Here is a 16,871-nt window from a genome sequence, read left to right as displayed (position 1 = left end):
TCTCAAAAAGATCCGAAGATCCTTGACGAGTCGTTTGCCTTGGTAGGTCGTGACTGGCACCCCTACCTGAGCAAACGCCCACATGAATTACCTGATCGATTGTTAAAGAGCGGCTCCGGGCTCGATATGACAAGAGCGGAGCGGCTTGCGTGTGCCCAATGGGCGCCTCGCAAGGAAGGCGTATTCTACCGAAAGTGCCGTGATTGTCAAGGCGTTAGCCGGGGTGACAATCGCTGACATCGCCTTGAAGCGCGGCGTTATCAGGGGCCTTTCGAGGTGCGGCGCATTTTACCGATTCCGGCGTCACTGTCAAGCGAGAAAGCCACCCGAAGGTTTGAATTTCTCAAGCACGTCAGCTACTTGCGCCACCCTTCCACCGCTGGCCACGAAGTCCGTCGCCGGCAGCGGATGCGTACTTTACGGACCTGACGGCGCGAACGCAAGGGGTTTTTGCTCAGATTACGAAACGGTCGACGAAACGGTGTACAGGGGTGCTTTCCAAGCGCGCCTGATCAGCGCACAGCGCCAGAATCTCATCGCAGTGTCGTGCCGGGAAGCGAGTCGCAAGGTTAGCGCTAAACTTCTCTTCCAGAAGGGGCATACCTTCCTCCCGGCGCCGACGGTGGCCGATGGGATATTCGACAGCCACTTGCTCGGTCTTGCTGCCATCTTTGAAGAACACCTGAATCGCATTAGCGATGGAGCGCTTGTCGGCCTCGAGATACTCGCGGGTATAGCGCGCGTCCTCTACCACTTCCATTTTGTCACGCAATTGATCGATGATCGGGTGTGACTCATGAAAGGCATCTTCGTAATGCTCGGCGACCAGTTGACCGAAGATCAAGGGAACGGCCGTCATGTACTGAAGGCAATGATCGCGGTCAGCGGGATTGGCCAGACGCCCTTGTTTGGAGATGATGCGAATCGCCGACTCATGAGTGGTGATCACGATCCTGTCGATGTCGTCCAGGCGGCCCTTGACCTGTGGATGCAGCGTTACGGCTGCTTCGCAGGCGGTTTGGGCATGGAACTCAGCCGGAAAACTGATCTTGAACAGCACGTTTTCCATGACATAGGAGCCGTACTCCTGACTGATACGGAAGTGGCGATCATCTTCCGGTTTGAGCTGCTGGTCCTTGTTGGTCTTCGTGAACAGCACATCATAGAAGCCCCATTGCGGTGCGCTCAGCACACCAGGAATGCCCATTTCGCCACGCATGGCGATATCCGCCAGTCGCACGCCACGCGAAGTTGCATCGCCCGCCGCCCAAGACTTACGTGACCCGGCGTTAGGTGCATGCCGATAAGTGCGCAGGCTCTGGCCGTCGACGAAGGCATGCGACAACGCGGCAAGCAGCTGTTCGCGATCCGCCCCCATCAACTTGGCGACCACCGCAGTCGAGGCTACCTTGACCAGGGCAACGTGATCGAGCCCTACCCGATTGAACGAGTTCTCGAGCGCCAGCACGCCCTGAATCTCATGGGCCATGACCATCGCCTCGAGTACATCACGCACGGTCAGCGGCGCCTCACCTTCGGCCACGCGCTTTTGCGACAGATGATCGGCAATCGCCAGGATTCCCCCCAGATTGTCCGAGGGATGCCCCCACTCCGCCGCCAGCCAGGTATCGTTGTAATCCAGCCAGCGAATGATGGCGCCGATATCCCAGGCCGCCTTGACCGGGTCAAGACGCAGCTGGGTGCCCGGCACCCGCGCACCGTGGGGCACAACGGTCCCCTCGACCAACGGCCCTAGATGCTTGGTGCACTCGGGAAAGCGCAGTGCCAACAAGCCGCATCCCAGTGTATCCATCAAGCAGTAGCGCGCGGTTTCCAGTGCCTCCTGACCGGTGACACGATATTCCAGCACGTAATCGGCGATCGCCTGCAGCTCGGGATCGTAGTCGGGACGCTGGTTCTGTTCGACGTTGGCACTCATGTTGATTCCTTGAAGTCAGGCTCGAAGCTCGAAGCCAGTATTATTGACGCTTTTCGATCGGCAACCATCCCTGCTTTTCGGGCCCTACATAATCCGCACTGGGTCGGATGATGCGGTTGTTCTCGCGCTGCTCGAACACATGGGCGCACCAGCCAGTCAGCCGTGAACACACGAAGATCGGCGTGAACAGCTTGGTGGGAATGCCCATGAGGTGGTAGGCACTGGCGTGGAAGAAGTCTGCATTGCAGAACAGCTTCTTCTCACGCCACATCACTGCCTCGACACGCTCGGAGACAGGGTAGAGCCGCGTGTCGCCCACATCGTCGGCAAGACGTTTCGACCACTGCTTGATGATGGCGTTACGCGGATCGGATTCGCGATAGATCGCGTGCCCGAAGCCCATGACCTTTTCCTTGCGCTCGAGCATGCCCAGCAGCTCGCGCTCGGCCTCTTCAGGCGTTTGCCAGTCCTCGATCATGGCCATCGCCGCTTCGTTGGCGCCGCCATGCAGCGGACCGCGTAGCGAGCCGATGGCACCAGTCACGCAGGAATGAATGTCCGAAAGCGTCGAGGCACATACGCGAGCGGTAAACGTCGAGGCATTGAACTCATGCTCGGCGTACAGGATCAACGAAACGTTCATCACCCGCGCATGCAATTCAGAGGCCGGCTTACCATGCAGCAAATGCAGGAAATGGCCACCCACCGAGTCATCGTCGGTTTCGGTATCGATGCGCACGCCGTCATGGCTGAAGCGATACCAGTAGTTAATGATCGAGGGGAACGCCGCCAGCATCCGGTCGCTTTTATCCTGCTGCTCGGCGAAGCCCTCCTCCGTCTCGAGATTGCCCAGCATCGACGCACCGGTGCGCATTACATCCATTGGATGGGCATCGGCGGGAATCTGTTCGAGCACCGCCTTCAGCGATGCGGGAAGGCCGCGCAGCGACTTGAGTCGGGCCACGTAGGCGTCCAGTTCCTTCTGGTTAGGTAACTTGCCCTTGAACAACAAATAGGCGACTTCCTCGAAGCGCGCGTGCTCGGCGAGGTCGTGAATGTCATAGCCACGATACGTCAACCCGGAGCCGGACTGGCCAACGGTACATAACGCAGTGCTGCCAGCGCTCATGCCGCGCAAGCCGGTACTGGTGGGCGTTTTATCCGTCATGGCGAACCTCCTTGTGCCAGATCGTTATCATTGCCGCCTTACGCTGATAGCGCAGCCAAGCCGCTTGTTCACTTGTCCTCATCGAATAGGGCATCCAGCTTACGCTCGAAGGCGTGATAATCGAGAAACTCGTAAAGCTCGTCGCGCGTCTGCATCTTGTCGAGGACATCGTGCTGATGCCCGTTGTCGTGAATGCTGCGATACACCTCGAGTGCCGCGGCATTCATGGCACGGAAGGCCGACAGCGGGTACAGCACCATACGGCAGCCCACGTCATGCAGTTCCTGCTGAGTGAACAAAGGCGTGGCGCCAAACTCAGTGATATTGGCCAGGATCGGCGCATTGGCGCCCGTGCAGAATGCGAGATAGTCCTCGAGGCTATGCACGGCCTCAGCGAAGATGGCATCGGCACCGGCCTCGAGACAGGCATTGGCGCGCTCGATGGCCGCTTCCAGCCCTTCCTTCTGGAAGGCATCGGTACGCGCAATCAAATAAAAATCGTCATCCAGACGCGCATCGGCTGCCGCCTTGATGCGATCTATCATCTCTTGCTGCGACACGATGGCCTTGTTGGGCCGGTGTCCACAGCGCTTCTGCGCGACCTGGTCTTCCAGGTGCACCGCGGCCACGTCAGCGCGCTGCATTTCCTTGATGGTGCGTGCGATATTGAACGCCCCGCCCCACCCCGTATCGATATCGACCAGCAGTGGCGTTTCTGAGGCCGCCGTAATACGCCGGGCGTCCTCGGCGACATCGTTCATCGTGGTCATGCCCAGATCGGGCAGGCCGAAGGACGCATTGGCCACGCCGCCCCCGGAGAGGTAAATCGCCGGATGCCCGACCTTTTCGGCCATGAGGGCCGTATACGCGTTAATGGTGCCGACGATCGGTAAGGGACGATGCGCGTCGAGTGCCGCACGGAAACGTGCACCGGGAGTAGGATGGCTCATGACGTCGTATTCTCCTCGAAACGGGTGTGCGGCGACTGCTCATCGAGTGTCTCGGCATAGTGCTTGGCGACATTCTCGCGAGACGCACTGACGTGGCGACGCATCAAGAGTTCGGCCAGTTCCTCGTCGCCCGCCTCGATGGCATCGACGATACGGTGGTGCTCGACGAAGGCCCGCTGCGGGCGCGCGCCGCTGGCACTGAATTGCGTACGGTAAAGGCGCACAAGGTAATACAGGTCGTCACACAGCATGGTCATCAGCATGCGATTGTGACTGCCTTGTACGATGCAGTAATGGAAATCCAGATCACCCTCGCGCTGGAAATAGGCCTCGTCGCGCTGTAGGTCCTCCTGACGCTCGTGGACCGCCAGCACATCGCGCAGCCCGGCGATTTCAGGCGCCGTCATGTGTCGCGCCGCCAAGCGCGCCGCCATGCTCTCCAGGGCTTCGCGCAGATCGAATAATTCCAGCAGTTCACGCATGGAGAGTTTGACTACGCGTGCACCGACATGCGGGATACGCTCGATCAAGCGGTGGGCTTCCAGGCGACGCATCGCCTCGCGCAACGGGCCGCGAGAAATACCGTAGGCTTTGGCCAGGCCCGGCTCGGTGATCTTGGCTCCGGGTGCCAGCTCACCCCGCACGATGGCGCTTTGCAGCTGATGAAAGACGCGCTCGGCGAGTGTGCGTACTTCGGGAGCGTCGTCATGGCCCGTCGCCGATTGCCAAGCATCATGAGAATCGGCGTTATGAGGTAAAGTAGGAAGCGTCATGTAATTGTCGACAATAAAGAATAAGCATTACTTTAGTAATCTACTCCAAAAGGGTCAACTGCCTGAAGCCCGGCACTCCTACACCTTTCGCCGCATGGCCAGCACTCAGCGGTGACCGAGTTGTCGACAATAAGCCATCTTCATCCTCAATTAAGTGAAGGGGCTTCTTGCAACAGGCCGGCGAGCCGCCGGGGTTTTTGAAACGGTAAAGAATGGTCAGTCCCCGGCAGTTCGATGTAGCGCCAGTCGGGCCGTCGCTGCGCCAAGGTTGAGTGATAGTCTTGCATGGCCGCGAGGCTTTTGCCTCCCACGACACTCGTCACATCATGTTGCGCCTCGAGCAAGACGTCGCGGTCGAGATGCCGGACGGCATCGGTCACGCAATCCAGCGCATTGGCGAATCCCAAGGGACGTTGCGCGAGGCGCCGTATCATCATGCGCTCGGCCCGTGGATTGCGCGAGCGATGTGGCGCGATCAAATCCAGAAAGGCGACGATACCCGCTTCCGGCGTCGATGCCTCGCGAATGGCACGTGCCGCCTCGGCATAGCCCTCGCGCACTCGCACCATGGTCGCGCGGTCTTCGCGCTCCAGAAGTGCCGGCTCGAGCAGCATCATACGTCCGATGCGGGTACCCAAGCGCTGCTTGAGACGCATCGCCACTAACCCGCCAAACGAATAGCCCATGACATCGCATTGCTCGATATTCTGGGCATCGAGCACGGCTTCGACATCGTCGACGACTTCATCCAGCGAGAAAGGCCGCTCACGGCCATCGACCGCACGCGTCTCTCCCATGCCCCGCAAGTCGGGCATCAGGAACGTTCGCCAGGCATCGAGATACGTCACCATCGGTCCCCAGGTTAGCTCGGCCGCTACCCCGGCACCGTGCAGCATGACCATATTGCCCGCGCCCTCGCGACGCTCGAGACGGCGCCAATGGCACTGCTGATCCGGGCGCGCCAGCGTGCCTTGCCGCAACTCGCCCTCGTCCAGCGACGTTGTCATATTCATCATCCTCTATGTGTCGCGCCTCTGGGGCGTTGAATGGCCGTCATTATCCGCACACGCTCATGGGCGGACAAACCCGGCCAGCTTCCCTAAAATGAGTCGCCCGCGACAGGAAGCTGCACCGATGCCGACACTCGAATTGACGCCCCTGCCCTATCATGGCGATCCGCTGGCACGCTTCGAGCGCCTGCGCCGTCGCCCCGACGCCGTACTGCTGGATAGCGGTTTCCCGGCGGCCCCCGGCGGGCGTTACGACATTCTCGCTAGCGACCCTATCGCATGGCTGGAAGTGAACCGAGACGGCCAGGTCGCCAGTAACGTCGCGAATCTTCCCGACGATCCGCTCGCCGCTCAGCGTGCCTTGCTCGAGCGTCTTCCCGCCACCGACGTGACGAGTGAACTGCCATTTCTGGGCGGTTTGATCGGCTACTGGAGCTACGATTTCGGACGCCATCTGGAGGCGTTTTCAGGCCATGCTTGCGAGGCAGTCACGCTGCCCCACAGCCGGGTCGGACTCTATGACTGGGCCCTCATCCACGATCATCACGCCCGCCAAGCCTGGCTCGTGGCCACGCCGGCGCGCCGCGCCCAGGTGTTGGAATGGCTACAAGCAGCGCCATCGCCAGCCCCGCCGTTTAAGCTGCTTGCCCCCTTTCGAGGTGAACTCGACCGCGCCGACTACGGCGAGCGCTTTCGTGCCGTGCAGCATTACATCCGCAGCGGCGACTGTTACCAAATCAATCTGGCCCAGCGTTTCAGTACCCACTACCAAGGCGATTTATGGCACGCCTATCGGCGGCTGCGCCAAGCAACACCGACGCCTTATGGCGCCTATCTCGCCTGGGACGACAAGGGCATTTTATCGCTGTCGCCGGAGCGCTTTCTCGAAGTCGTCGAGGGACGCGTGGAAACGCGCCCCATCAAGGGCACCCGGCCGCGCGGCAACACCGCCATAGAGGATCGGCGCTACGCCCGCGAGCTGCGTGACAGCCTCAAGGACACCGCAGAAAACGTCATGATCGTCGACTTGCTGCGCAATGACCTGGGGCGCGTCTGTCAGCCAGGGAGCGTACGCGTCCCACAGTTATGCGGCCTGGAGAGTTATGCCAATGTCCATCACCTGGTCAGCGTGGTCACCGGCGAACTCGACGCGACACGGCATGCGCTGGATCTGCTGGGAGCGGCGTTCCCCGGTGGCTCGATCACCGGCGCGCCCAAGGTCCGCGCCATGCAGCTCATCGACAACCTCGAACCCAGTCGCCGCAGCGTGTATTGCGGGAGCATCGGGTACGTCGATACGCGCGGGCGAATGGATACCTCCATCGCCATCCGCACCGCCGTGGCGGATGCCGGCCAACTCCACCTATGGGGCGGCGGTGGCCTGGTCGCCGACTCCGACGAGGAGGCTGAATACCAGGAAACACTCGCCAAGATCTCGCGCCTTATGGAAGCGCTCGGCGCTGATGGACCCATGAGCGCAACGAATCGCGTATCCTGAGCGAATGACAACCGCAATGCCCGATTCCTCCCCTACCGACAGTGTCTCCCGGTATCGCACGCGGCGGCGTCGCCAGCGTCGTCTCATCGTCGGTATGGCCTTGCTGACACTCGCCATGGTCATCGTCGACATCGCCACCGGCCCGGGTCACTACCCATTACGCGATGTGCTCATGACACTCGTCGCACCAAGTAGCGCTTCGGATGCGCTGCGCGTCATCGTGTGGGACATTCGTCTGCCGGTGGCTTTCATGGCCATCGTCGTCGGGGTGAGCCTGGCACTCGCCGGCGCCGAGATGCAGACCATCCTCAACAATCCCCTCGCCGATCCATTCACGCTGGGCATTTCCTCGGCGGCGAGTGTCGGCGCAGCGCTCGCCATCACCCTCGGCGTCGGCATCGTTCCCTTCGCCGATACATTACTGGTCACCGGCAACGCCTTCCTACTGGCCCTGGCTGCATCGCTGGTCATCTGGGGAGTGAGTCGCCTGCGCGGCGTCAGCGTGCAGACCTTGGTGCTGATGGGCATCGCCATCATGTTCTTCTTCAACGCCATGCTCGGTTTGATGCAGTACGTCGCCTCCGCCGAGGCCTTGCAGCAACTGGTGTTCTGGTCACTGGGCAGTCTCGGTAAGGCCAGCTGGGGTAAGGTAGGCTTGGCGACACTGGCGCTTTGCGTGACGCTGCCAGTATTTCTCCATGCCGGTTGGCGACTCACCGCTCTGCGGCTGGGCGATCTTCACGCCCAGGCCATGGGCATCAATGTCGCGCGCTTGCGACTGCGTATCCTGCTGTGCTGCTCGCTGCTGGCCGCCACCGCCGTGGCCTTCGTGGGAACGATCGGTTTCGTCGGTCTGGTAGGCCCGCATATCGCGCGCTTGCTGGTCGGCGAGGACCAGCGTGTCTTTCTGCCCATGTCCGCCCTCAGTGGGGCGCTGATCATGTCCGCCACCTCGATCCTCTCGAAAACCTTGGTGCCCGGCATTCTGCTACCGATCGGCCTGCTCACCGCACTCATCGGGTTGCCGTTTTTCGTCTCGCTGATTCTGCGCAGCCGCAAGGAGATATGGGGATGACACTCACGCTCGAACGTCTCGAGTGCCGATTGGGGGGCACGGCCATCCTCAAGGGCATCACCGGTCTCGAGGCACGTCCCGGCGAGATCACCGCGCTGGTTGGCCCTAACGGCGCGGGAAAATCGACACTACTCAAGGCCATCGCCGGCCTCGAGCGTGCCAACGGCTCGCTCAGATTGAATGGTCAGGAATTGATAACGCTATCGCTCGAACGCCGTGCCCGAGCTCTTTATTACTTGCCGCAAGCGCTCAGCTCTCGTGCCGTACTCAGTGTGTTCGAGGCCGTCTTGCTGGCGCGTCGTACTTGTATTCATGAACCGCATGAGCGCGCGCTACGTAAGGTGCAGGCGACGCTTCAAGCCCTAGAGTTGGAACCCCTGGCCGAGCGCGAACTAAACCAGCTCTCGGGCGGGCAGCGACAACGCGTTGCCATTGCCCAGGCCGTGACGCGCGAGCCGTCGCTGCTACTGCTCGACGAACCGACCAGCGCGCTAGATCTTCATCATCAATTGCAGGTGCTCGACTGGCTAGCCCGCCTCGCTGCGCAGCGCCACATTATCGTCGTCATCGCCATTCATGACCTGAGCCTGGCGGCACGCTTCGCCCAGCATGTATGGATGCTCAAGGCAGGCCACGTCGCTGCCAGCGGCACGCCCAGCGGCGTACTGACCCATGCGCGTCTGCGCGATGTCTACGCCATCGAGGCACACATCGAATGGCCGAACGACGAACCGCCGCGTATCACGCCCCTCACAGCGATTCACTCCCTGGGACGATAAGCGCCGACGCTCATGCAGATAGGTTCTAACAAGACGATCACCCCCTTCGTTAAAGGCATATAAGCTTCGAACCAATCGATATTGGGGGATCGTTTCAGCGGTTTGCTAGGGTATGGCCATTCGTAGAAGTCGACAGACTTCACGCCACCTTCCACAGGAGCTCATCATGTCGTTCGATATCGATGCCATCAATCGCGATCTTGGCCACGACCCGGAGGCCCTGGTGCGCTGGGCACTCTCGCTCGATGGCAAGGCGATCTGCACTACCAACTTTCGGCCTTTCGAGGCAGTGATCCTGCATATGATCACGCAGGTGCAGCCGAACATTCCCGTGGTCTGGATGGACTCCGGCTACAACACCGAGGCCACTTACCGCTTCGCGGAAGAGATCAGCCGTCAGTTGGACCTCAACTTGACGATCTATCATCCGCGACGCTCACGCGCGCATCGCGATGCCGTCGAGGGTGAGTTTCCGACCATCGACGATCCGCGCCACGCGGCGTTCACTGAGGAAGTCAAGCTAGAGCCATTCCAGCGGGCACTGCGCGAGGCCGCGCCGCATGTCTGGCTCACCGCGCTGCGCGCCGAGGACACCGCCGAGCGTGCCCAGATGCAGCCGGTATCGGTCAATCAGGATGGCTTGATCAAGGTCGCGCCCGTGCTGCATTGGAGCGCCAAGGACATGTATCAGTATCTACAGAAACATGACCTGCCCAACAACTTCGATTACTTCGACCCGACCAAGGTGGAAGACAAGCGCGAGTGCGGACTGCACCTTCAGCACTAGGTGCCAGGCCTCAACCATCCACCGAACCGATGGTACGACTACGCCATGCCGATGCCGCCTCCACGGGGCATCGGCATTCTCACATTGCCAGACCGTTCTCAGCGTACCGGCAACTCGATTCCTTCGAACAGAACCTGTTCATGACGTGGTCCCGCCGCCAGCGCGGCTTCGATACTGTCTCGATCGAGGTGGGGCGCGAAGCGATTGACGAAGTCGAACATGAAGCCGCGCATGAAGGTGCCACGACGAATGCCTATCTTGGTCGTCGAGCTCTCGAAAAGGTGACTGGCATCGAGCGCCACCAGGTCGCGATCGACGACAGGGTCGACTGCCATATGTGCGACGATACCCACGCCGAGCCCCAGGCGAACGTAGGTCTTGATGACATCGGCGTCGGCGGCGGTGAGTACCACGTTGGGCGTCAGATCATGTGCCTTGAAGGCATCGTCGAGCTGCGAACGGCCGGTGAAGCCGAACAGGTAGGTCACCAGCGGATACTCGGCCAGGGCTTCGAGCGTCAGTGTTTCCACCGACGCCAAAGGATGATCTTGTGGGACCAGCACACAGCGGTTCCAGCGATAGCATGGCAACAGCACCAAGTCGGTAAAAAGCTCTAGCGACTCGGTGCAGATCGCAAAGTCGGCCTGGCCTTCGCTGACCATCTGCGCGATCTGCTTGGGCGTGCCCTGCTGCATGTGCAACGCGACGTCGGGGTATTTCTGGCGAAACTCGTGGATGACCGGTGGCAGGGCATAACGCGCTTGGGTATGGGTCGTGGCGATCGATAGGCTCCCGCGCCGCTCGTCGCTGTGCTCTTGCGAGACATGCTTGATATTGTCGACGGTGCGCAGCACCTTGCCGGCCAGCTCGATGATCGCCTCGCCGGCCGGTGTCACACGGGTCAGATGCTTGCCGCTACGCGCGAAGATTTCCACCCCCAGCTCATCCTCCAGTAAGCGTATCTGTTTGGAAATGCCCGGCTGAGAAGTAAACAAACTCTGCGCGGTGGCGGAGACATTGAGGTTGTGCCGGGCAACTTCCCAGATATAGCGCAGTTGCTGGAGTTTCATGAGCGATGCCTCCCGACCTGGCAATCTTTTATGGCATAAAATTTAAATTTGTGATTACTTTAAAGCATATGGTGCGAGAGTAGAAGAGCGTCGGCATCCTGGCAATACTGCGCTGTGATGGTGCGTGGAAAAGCGCCAACATGATAGGCTGATGCTATTGTCACCATACCGATGGGGCATTTGCCAGGGCCATGGTCAGCGGCTACCATCGCCTCATCTACGCTCGCAAAAGCGCAACGGAATACTGGAGAGATTCGTAATGGCTAATAATGTCGATGTCACCTCCGCTAACTTCGAGCAGGAAGTCGTCAACGCCGAACAGCCCGTACTGCTCAAGTTCTGGGCGCCGTGGTGCGGCCCCTGCAAGATGATGGCTCCTGTGGTCGATGAAGTCGCCGATGAGAAAGCCGGTGGTATCAAGGTCGTCAGCATTAATGTCGACGACGCACCGGAAATCGCCGCCGAGCAAGGCGTGCGTGGTGTCCCGACCGTGATGATGTTCAAATCCGGCGCCAAGGTGGCCTCTTTGGTCGGCGCACAGTCCAAGTCACAGTTGACGCAGTTCATCGATCAGAACGCCTGATCGTCCCGTCGAAGAATGCTGACAAACGCCCCGCTCGTGCGGGGCGTTTGTCGTTATGGGGTGGGTATCGAGGCGTAAACTATTCGGGAGGTGGCTCCGGAGGTATCATCTCGGCACGACGGCGCCGCACACGTTCAGAAGGGCTCAGTAATTTCGCTAACCAACGCGTTTCAGGATGACTATCCAGGGCAATCTTGAGCGTCATGGTCAGCGGCACCGAGAGCAACATGCCCACCGGCCCGAAGATCCATCCCCATACCACCAGCGACAAGAACGCCACCAACGTTGAAAGTCCCATCGTGCGTCCCATGACCCGGGGCTCGATGATATTTCCCATGAGGAAGTTGATCGCCAGATAGGCACCCGCCAGCAGCATGGCCTTGAAGGGACCGCCTTCCGGCATCGCCAAGGTCAAGAGCACGGCAGGAACGGCCGCCAAGGCCGAGCCGATATTGGGGATATAGTTGAGACAGAACGCCAAGGTTCCCCACAACAGCGCGAAGTCGACACCGATCAACATACACGTGCCCCACACCAGTACGCCGGTCACCAAACTGATCACCGTCTTGATGGCCAGGTAACGTTTGAGATTGCGACTGAACTCGGTGAAACGCTGTAGGCTCGGCGCCGGGTTGAGCAAAGCTTGCGAGACCTTGTTGCGGAACTCCAATGTCTCGAACAGCATGAAGATCACCAACAGCATGATCACAACGCTCTGTGAGAGCAGATTACCCACACTGCCAAGGAATACGGGAACCCAATCGGTCGCCCGAGAGGCATCGAGAAGCTCGGAGACGCCTTTGGGATCAATGGAGATCCCCTGCCCCGCCAGCCATCGCAGCACGGCCAGGTAGTGCTCTTGCAGCTGATCCTGAAGCTTGGGCAAGGCGTCCATGAAGGTCGTGAAACTGTTGCCGAGAAGTGCACCCAACAAGGTCATCAACACGCCGAGTATCAGCAACGTGGCCAATACCGAAAGCCGCATGCCCAAGCCGCGCTCATGCAGCCAATGCACCGGTGATGTGCAGATCACGGCGATGAACAGTGATAGCAGTATGGGAATCAGCAAGTCGGCGCCTGCCTGCATGCCGCCAACGATGATCACCAAAGACGCCAGGGTCAGCATCAAGTTGAGAGGTAGGTTCTGTGAACCGGGGTCGTGTCCGGGGGGCATGGGGCGTTCGCATCCTTGACGAAACCAAGGCCCTATTCTGCCTGGCAGGGGTTACTTGCACAAACGCCACTCCCCGCCACGAGAGACTAAAAGGCGGACCCGACACGCTCCGGTCCGCCACGCATCATTCAGTTGCGCAAGCTCAAGGCCCGATCAAATGTCGAAACCGTGCCCAAAGTCCTCAGCCTGCATGGCCATCAACGTCTCACCACCGGCGCGTATCATCTCGGCATGCGCGCGGGTACGCGGCAACAGACGCTGGAAATAGAAGCGAGCGGTATCGAGCTTGGCACGGTAAAACGCCGCGTCGTCGGGGTTACCGGCCAGGGACTGATGCGCCGCCTGTGCCGCGCGGGCCCAGAAGAACGCCAGAGTGACATAGCCGGCATACATCAGATAATCGACACTCGCGGCGCCCACTTCCTCACGGTCCTGCATGGCCTTCATGCCGACTGCCATGGTCAGATCACCCCACTCTGCGTTGAGCTTCGCCAAGGGGGTGACGAACTCCGCCATGGCGTCATCGCCCTCTTGAGCCTGACAGAACTTGTGGATCTGCTTGGTGAAGGGCTTGAGTGCTTCCCCTTGACTCATCAACACCTTACGCCCCAATAGATCCAGTGCCTGGATACCTGTGGTGCCTTCGTAAAGCCGCGTGATGCGGGCATCGCGCACATACTGTTCCATGCCCCATTCGCGGATGTAGCCGTGCCCCCCAAAGACTTGCACGCCCTCATTGGTGGCCTCGAAACCTACCTCGGTCAAGAATGCCTTGACGATGGGCGTCAGCAATCCCAATTCGGTTTCAGCCGCTTCGCGCTCGGCGGCGTCGGTCGCGCATTCCACGCGATCCGCTAGTTGCGCGGCATGCAGCACCAGCATGCGACCACCCTCGGCAAACGCCTTCTGGGTCAACAACATGCGGCGCACATCGGGATGCGAGATGATGGGATCGGCTGGCTTGTCCGCTTCCCGCGTGCCGGACAATGCACGCATCTGTAGGCGATCGCGGGCGTAGGCCAAGGCATTCTGAAAGCTTACCTCTATCAGCCCCAGTCCCTGGATGCCAACACCGATACGCGCCACGTTCATCATGGTGAACATGCAGGCCAGCCCCTTATGGGGTTTGCCGACGAGATATCCGCGCGCACCATCGAAGTTCATCACGCAAGTAGCGTTGCCGTGAATGCCCATCTTGTGCTCAAGGGCGCCGCAACTCACGGCATTGCGTTCACCGACTTCGCCCTCGGCATCGGGCAGGTACTTGGGCACCACGAATAGGGAGATCCCCTTGGTGCCCTCCGGTGCGTCGGGCAGTTTGGCCAGAACCAGGTGCACGATGTTCTCGGCCAGGTCATGCTCGCCCGCGGAGATGAATATCTTGGTCCCGGTGATGAGATAACCACCCGCCTCGTCGGGACGCGCCCGGGTCTTGATCAGGCCCAGGTCGGTACCGCATTGCGGCTCGGTCAGGCACATGGAGCCCGTCCAGGTGCCGTCATTGAGCTTGGTCAGATACTGCGCCTTCTGCTCGTCGCTACCATGATGACGAAGCGCATCGGCGGCGCCCTGGGAAAGCCCTGGGTACATGCCCCACGCCAAATTGGTCGAACACACCATCTCCGAGAGCATCATGCCGAGTGACGTCGGCAATCCTTGACCGTGATACGCCGTATCGCCTGATAGACTCGGCCAGCCGCCTGCCACGTACTGGGCATAGGCCTCTTTGAATCCCGCAGGCGTCAGCACCTCGCCACCTTCCAGTCGACAACCCTGCTCGTCGCCAGTCTGATTGAGCGGCAGTAACACCTCGCGTGTAAAGCGTGCGCCCTCTTCCAAGATCGCACTCACCACATCCGGGGTGATCTCTTCGGCCTGGGGCAACTGGGCATAATGACGCGGATAGTCGAGAACCTCGTCCATCACGAAACGAAAATCGCGTAGCGGCGCCTGGTAACTGGGCATCTTGAAGCTCCTGAACGGTACGGGGCAGGTGTCCCGAGGATATCAAACATGCGTTTGAAATTAAGCGCCGACAACGACCAAGTCAAGCGTTCGTTTGAATCTTATGGGATGACATTGGTAGCAAGCTCAGGCAGCTCCCAATGGCGCCGTGGCCAGTTGCCATGCCACTAATAGCAGTATGACGCAGATGCCGCCCTCAATGATCTGCCAAGCACGCGGGTTGGCCAGACGCGGTGCCAACCAGCTCGCGCCCCCCACGAGCCCGAAGAACCATCCCAACGAAGCCATGGCCGCGCCACCCACGAAGGCTTCGGGCACGGCTTGTTGGGCGCCGATGGCGCCGAGCATGATCACCGTATCCAGATACACATGCGGATTGAGCAGGGTCACGGCCAGCGTTGCCATCAACACACCCCACAGGCGAGGTCGTGTCTCACCGCCGGCCTTTAGCGAGGAAGGACGACGCACACGACGCCAGGCCTGCCACGCCTGCCAACATAAGAACGCTACTCCGCCCCAGCGCGCTACTTGCATGAGCACCGAATGCGACGTTAGCAAAGCCCCCAGCCCTAGCACGCCCGCACCGATTAGCATCAGATCGCACAATGCACAGACGGTCGCCACCCACCAGGGGTATTCATGCGTTAGCCCGCGTTGAAGTACGAACGCATTCTGCGCGCCGATGGCAATGATCAACCCCGCCCCCACGAACAGACCATTGAGCCAAGAACCCCACATATCCGTCCCCTCTTTTCACCCGGGATACATTGATAAGTGACGCAGAATACGCTTGACTACGAGAATAAGTTAAATTAATTCAAGGAATGGGTGATAACGTTTACTGATGCTTGATTACAAACTGCTCGAAGCACTGGCCGTCGTGGTCGACCAAGGAGGATTCGAACGCGGGGCGCATTATCTGGGGCTCACTCAGTCGGCTGTCTCGCAACGCATCAAATTGTTGGAAGCGCGCCTCGGCCAACCGGTGCTAGTACGCACGCCCAAGCTTGCTCCGACACCGCTGGGTCGGCGGCTTCTCAATCACGTGCAACAAGTTCGGCTGCTCGAGCATGATCTGCTCGACCAGATCCCGGCATTGGGAGAGCGCGAGCAACGCCTGCGCCTGGCCATCAATGCCGACAGCCTGGCCACCTGGTGGTCGCCGACCACCGGCGACTTCTGCCGACGCCAAGGCGTTTTATTGGACTTGATCGTCGAGGATCAGGATGTCGCACTCAAGCGCATGCGCGATGGCGAGGTTGCTGGCTGCATCTGCGCCACGCCGCGCCCCGTTCAAGGGGCCCGCGCGCACGCCCTGGGCAGCATGCGCTACCGTGCCATCGCCAGCCCCGGCTACGTGTCACGCCATTTCAGCGAAGGGCTGACGCACGATGCCTTGCGCAAAGCGCCGGCCATCGTATTCGGGCCTGATGATCGCCTTCAGCATCGTTACCTGGAGATGCGGGGATATAAGGAATCATTTCCACACCATCTATGCCCGTCCTCGGAAGGCTTCGTGCATCTGGCCCTGGCCGGTATGGGCTACGGATTGATTCCCGAGCGGCAGGTGGAGCGCGAACGACGCGAGGGGCGTCTGGTCGATCTCGACGCGGACAGCTACATCGATGTGCCGCTGTACTGGCATCATTGGCGCCACGGCGGCGACACATTGGATGCCTTGACTACACACTTGCTCGACATGAGCAGCGCTTGGCTCATGCCGCCCTCACCGCAGTCTCACCCCCTGCTCTAGACGGCCTAATGGTCCCAATCAGGGCGACTGTAGGTGCCGCTCGACGCTGGCCACCTTGTCATCCATGTGCTGCTCGCGATCGGTGCGCGTGCCCATCTTCAGCGTCGTGGTAATGCGTGGCGCGCCCATTTCGTGCACGCGCTGATGGCACGCCTTGACCACCACCATGACGTCATCCCACGGGCCCTCGATGTTGGTACCGTAGGCATGCATGCGGTACTCGAGCCCTGAGGCCTCGATAACGCGCTGACAGGCCGCGACGTGCTCCCCCACCGAAACGCCAACGCCCAACGGCACGACGCATAGATCGACGATGACATGCATAGCACTTCCTCCTCGTCTTGACG

The 16,871-nt window shown here is 60.3% G+C and carries 17 protein-coding genes; 7 read left to right on the top strand and 10 right to left on the bottom strand.

Going from position 1 to position 16,871, the window contains the following annotated elements; translation table 11 throughout:
• The coding region (locus KZO83_RS10000) for a hypothetical protein (protein WP_247620666.1) at nt 1-237 on the top strand (237 nt) is incomplete at its 5' end.
• Between the two features lie 217 nt (nt 238-454).
• Here KZO83_RS10000 and prpD read toward each other — a convergent pair.
• The 5 genes from prpD to KZO83_RS09975 all read right to left on the bottom strand — a co-directional run bounded on the left by prpD (nt 455) and on the right by KZO83_RS09975 (nt 5,837).
• Nucleotides 455-1,939, bottom strand: a complete 1,485-nt coding sequence (gene prpD / locus KZO83_RS09995; RefSeq protein ID WP_247620665.1) for a 2-methylcitrate dehydratase — start codon at nt 1,937-1,939, stop codon at nt 455-457.
• A gap of 40 nt (nt 1,940-1,979) precedes the next feature.
• Nucleotides 1,980-3,107 (bottom strand): bifunctional 2-methylcitrate synthase/citrate synthase, encoded by a 1,128-nt coding sequence (gene prpC, locus KZO83_RS09990; protein WP_247620664.1) that lies wholly within the window; start codon nt 3,105-3,107, stop codon nt 1,980-1,982.
• A gap of 68 nt (nt 3,108-3,175) precedes the next feature.
• On the bottom strand, nt 3,176-4,057 hold the full coding sequence (prpB, locus tag KZO83_RS09985) for a methylisocitrate lyase (protein WP_247620663.1): 882 nt from the start codon (nt 4,055-4,057) through the stop codon (nt 3,176-3,178).
• Nucleotides 4,054-4,830 carry a GntR family transcriptional regulator gene (locus KZO83_RS09980; RefSeq protein WP_178999993.1) on the bottom strand — a complete coding sequence of 259 codons (777 nt, stop codon included), beginning with the start codon at nt 4,828-4,830 and terminating at the stop codon, nt 4,054-4,056. The genes prpB and KZO83_RS09980 overlap by 4 nt, the downstream gene beginning before the upstream one ends.
• Nucleotides 4,831-4,976: 146 nt before the next feature.
• Nucleotides 4,977-5,837: an alpha/beta fold hydrolase gene (locus tag KZO83_RS09975; protein ID WP_247620662.1), complete on the bottom strand. Its 861-nt coding sequence runs from the start codon at nt 5,835-5,837 to the stop codon at nt 4,977-4,979.
• Nucleotides 5,838-5,964: 127 nt separating this feature from the next.
• On the opposite strand from KZO83_RS09975, the gene pabB reads away from it, so the two are divergent.
• From pabB to KZO83_RS09955, 4 genes are all read left to right on the top strand, one after another.
• Nucleotides 5,965-7,338, top strand: a complete 1,374-nt coding sequence (pabB, locus tag KZO83_RS09970; RefSeq protein WP_247620661.1) for an aminodeoxychorismate synthase component I — start codon at nt 5,965-5,967, stop codon at nt 7,336-7,338.
• A gap of 16 nt (nt 7,339-7,354) precedes the next feature.
• Nucleotides 7,355-8,413 (top strand): FecCD family ABC transporter permease, encoded by a 1,059-nt coding sequence (locus KZO83_RS09965; RefSeq protein WP_247620660.1) that lies wholly within the window; start codon nt 7,355-7,357, stop codon nt 8,411-8,413.
• A complete protein-coding gene (locus tag KZO83_RS09960; RefSeq protein WP_178999989.1) occupies nt 8,410-9,192 on the top strand; it encodes an ABC transporter ATP-binding protein in 783 nt (260 codons plus the stop codon). Before KZO83_RS09965 ends, KZO83_RS09960 begins: the two co-directional genes overlap by 4 nt.
• A 166-nt stretch (nt 9,193-9,358) precedes the next feature.
• Complete coding sequence (locus tag KZO83_RS09955) at nt 9,359-9,979, top strand: phosphoadenosine phosphosulfate reductase domain-containing protein (protein ID WP_247620659.1); 621 nt, start codon at nt 9,359-9,361, stop codon at nt 9,977-9,979.
• A gap of 98 nt (nt 9,980-10,077) precedes the next feature.
• On the opposite strand, the gene cysB is transcribed toward KZO83_RS09955, so the two are convergent.
• Nucleotides 10,078-11,049: an HTH-type transcriptional regulator CysB gene (gene cysB, locus KZO83_RS09950; protein WP_178999988.1), complete on the bottom strand. Its 972-nt coding sequence runs from the start codon at nt 11,047-11,049 to the stop codon at nt 10,078-10,080.
• A 259-nt stretch (nt 11,050-11,308) separates the two neighbouring features.
• On the opposite strand from cysB, the gene trxA reads away from it, so the two are divergent.
• Nucleotides 11,309-11,632, top strand: coding sequence for a thioredoxin (gene trxA / locus KZO83_RS09945; RefSeq protein WP_247620658.1), 324 nt, complete (start codon nt 11,309-11,311; stop codon nt 11,630-11,632).
• Nucleotides 11,633-11,711: 79 nt separating this feature from the next.
• Here trxA and KZO83_RS09940 read toward each other — a convergent pair whose 3' ends face one another.
• From KZO83_RS09940 to KZO83_RS09930, 3 genes are all read right to left on the bottom strand, one after another.
• Nucleotides 11,712-12,806: an AI-2E family transporter gene (locus KZO83_RS09940; RefSeq protein WP_178999987.1), complete on the bottom strand. Its 1,095-nt coding sequence runs from the start codon at nt 12,804-12,806 to the stop codon at nt 11,712-11,714.
• Nucleotides 12,807-12,959: 153 nt separating this feature from the next.
• Entirely contained in the window at nt 12,960-14,771 is a 1,812-nt protein-coding gene (locus tag KZO83_RS09935; RefSeq protein ID WP_247620657.1) for an acyl-CoA dehydrogenase C-terminal domain-containing protein, read from the bottom strand.
• A 126-nt stretch (nt 14,772-14,897) separates the two neighbouring features.
• Nucleotides 14,898-15,509, bottom strand: coding sequence for a LysE/ArgO family amino acid transporter (locus tag KZO83_RS09930; RefSeq protein ID WP_247620656.1), 612 nt, complete (start codon nt 15,507-15,509; stop codon nt 14,898-14,900).
• A 106-nt stretch (nt 15,510-15,615) separates the two neighbouring features.
• Here KZO83_RS09930 and KZO83_RS09925 point away from each other — a divergent pair, with 106 nt between their 5' ends.
• A complete protein-coding gene (locus KZO83_RS09925) occupies nt 15,616-16,524 on the top strand; it encodes a LysR family transcriptional regulator ArgP (protein ID WP_247620655.1) in 909 nt (302 codons plus the stop codon).
• 18 nt (nt 16,525-16,542) lie between these two features.
• Here KZO83_RS09925 and KZO83_RS09920 read toward each other — a convergent pair whose 3' ends face one another.
• The gene (locus KZO83_RS09920) at nt 16,543-16,848 is read right to left on the bottom strand and encodes an MTH1187 family thiamine-binding protein (RefSeq protein ID WP_178999984.1); all 306 of its coding nucleotides are present in this window, start codon (nt 16,846-16,848) and stop codon (nt 16,543-16,545) included.
• Nucleotides 16,849-16,871 lie beyond the last annotated feature (23 nt).

It is taken from the genome of Chromohalobacter moromii (genome assembly GCF_023091865.1).
Classification (GTDB): Bacteria; Pseudomonadota; Gammaproteobacteria; order Pseudomonadales; family Halomonadaceae; genus Chromohalobacter; species Chromohalobacter moromii.
This window is presented reverse-complemented; position numbering and strand designations above follow the sequence as displayed.

What these genes read in the sequence shown, in the direction of transcription:
- KZO83_RS09930 (WP_247620656.1), bottom strand. Translation starts at nt 15,509, where the DNA reads ATGTGGGGTTCTTGGCTCAATGGTCTGTTCGTGGGGGCGGGGTTGATC.
- prpD (WP_247620665.1), bottom strand. Translation starts at nt 1,939, where the DNA reads ATGAGTGCCAACGTCGAACAGAACCAGCGTCCCGACTACGATCCCGAG.
- KZO83_RS09955 (WP_247620659.1), top strand. Translation starts at nt 9,359, where the DNA reads ATGTCGTTCGATATCGATGCCATCAATCGCGATCTTGGCCACGACCCG.
- trxA (WP_247620658.1), top strand. Translation starts at nt 11,309, where the DNA reads ATGGCTAATAATGTCGATGTCACCTCCGCTAACTTCGAGCAGGAAGTC.
- KZO83_RS09940 (WP_178999987.1), bottom strand. Translation starts at nt 12,806, where the DNA reads ATGCCCCCCGGACACGACCCCGGTTCACAGAACCTACCTCTCAACTTG.
- KZO83_RS09980 (WP_178999993.1), bottom strand. Translation starts at nt 4,830, where the DNA reads ATGACGCTTCCTACTTTACCTCATAACGCCGATTCTCATGATGCTTGG.
- KZO83_RS09960 (WP_178999989.1), top strand. Translation starts at nt 8,410, where the DNA reads ATGACACTCACGCTCGAACGTCTCGAGTGCCGATTGGGGGGCACGGCC.
- cysB (WP_178999988.1), bottom strand. Translation starts at nt 11,049, where the DNA reads ATGAAACTCCAGCAACTGCGCTATATCTGGGAAGTTGCCCGGCACAAC.
- KZO83_RS09935 (WP_247620657.1), bottom strand. Translation starts at nt 14,771, where the DNA reads ATGCCCAGTTACCAGGCGCCGCTACGCGATTTTCGTTTCGTGATGGAC.
- KZO83_RS09975 (WP_247620662.1), bottom strand. Translation starts at nt 5,837, where the DNA reads ATGACAACGTCGCTGGACGAGGGCGAGTTGCGGCAAGGCACGCTGGCG.
- pabB (WP_247620661.1), top strand. Translation starts at nt 5,965, where the DNA reads ATGCCGACACTCGAATTGACGCCCCTGCCCTATCATGGCGATCCGCTG.
- prpB (WP_247620663.1), bottom strand. Translation starts at nt 4,057, where the DNA reads ATGAGCCATCCTACTCCCGGTGCACGTTTCCGTGCGGCACTCGACGCG.
- prpC (WP_247620664.1), bottom strand. Translation starts at nt 3,107, where the DNA reads ATGACGGATAAAACGCCCACCAGTACCGGCTTGCGCGGCATGAGCGCT.
- KZO83_RS09925 (WP_247620655.1), top strand. Translation starts at nt 15,616, where the DNA reads ATGCTTGATTACAAACTGCTCGAAGCACTGGCCGTCGTGGTCGACCAA.
- KZO83_RS09965 (WP_247620660.1), top strand. Translation starts at nt 7,355, where the DNA reads ATGCCCGATTCCTCCCCTACCGACAGTGTCTCCCGGTATCGCACGCGG.
- KZO83_RS09920 (WP_178999984.1), bottom strand. Translation starts at nt 16,848, where the DNA reads ATGCATGTCATCGTCGATCTATGCGTCGTGCCGTTGGGCGTTGGCGTT.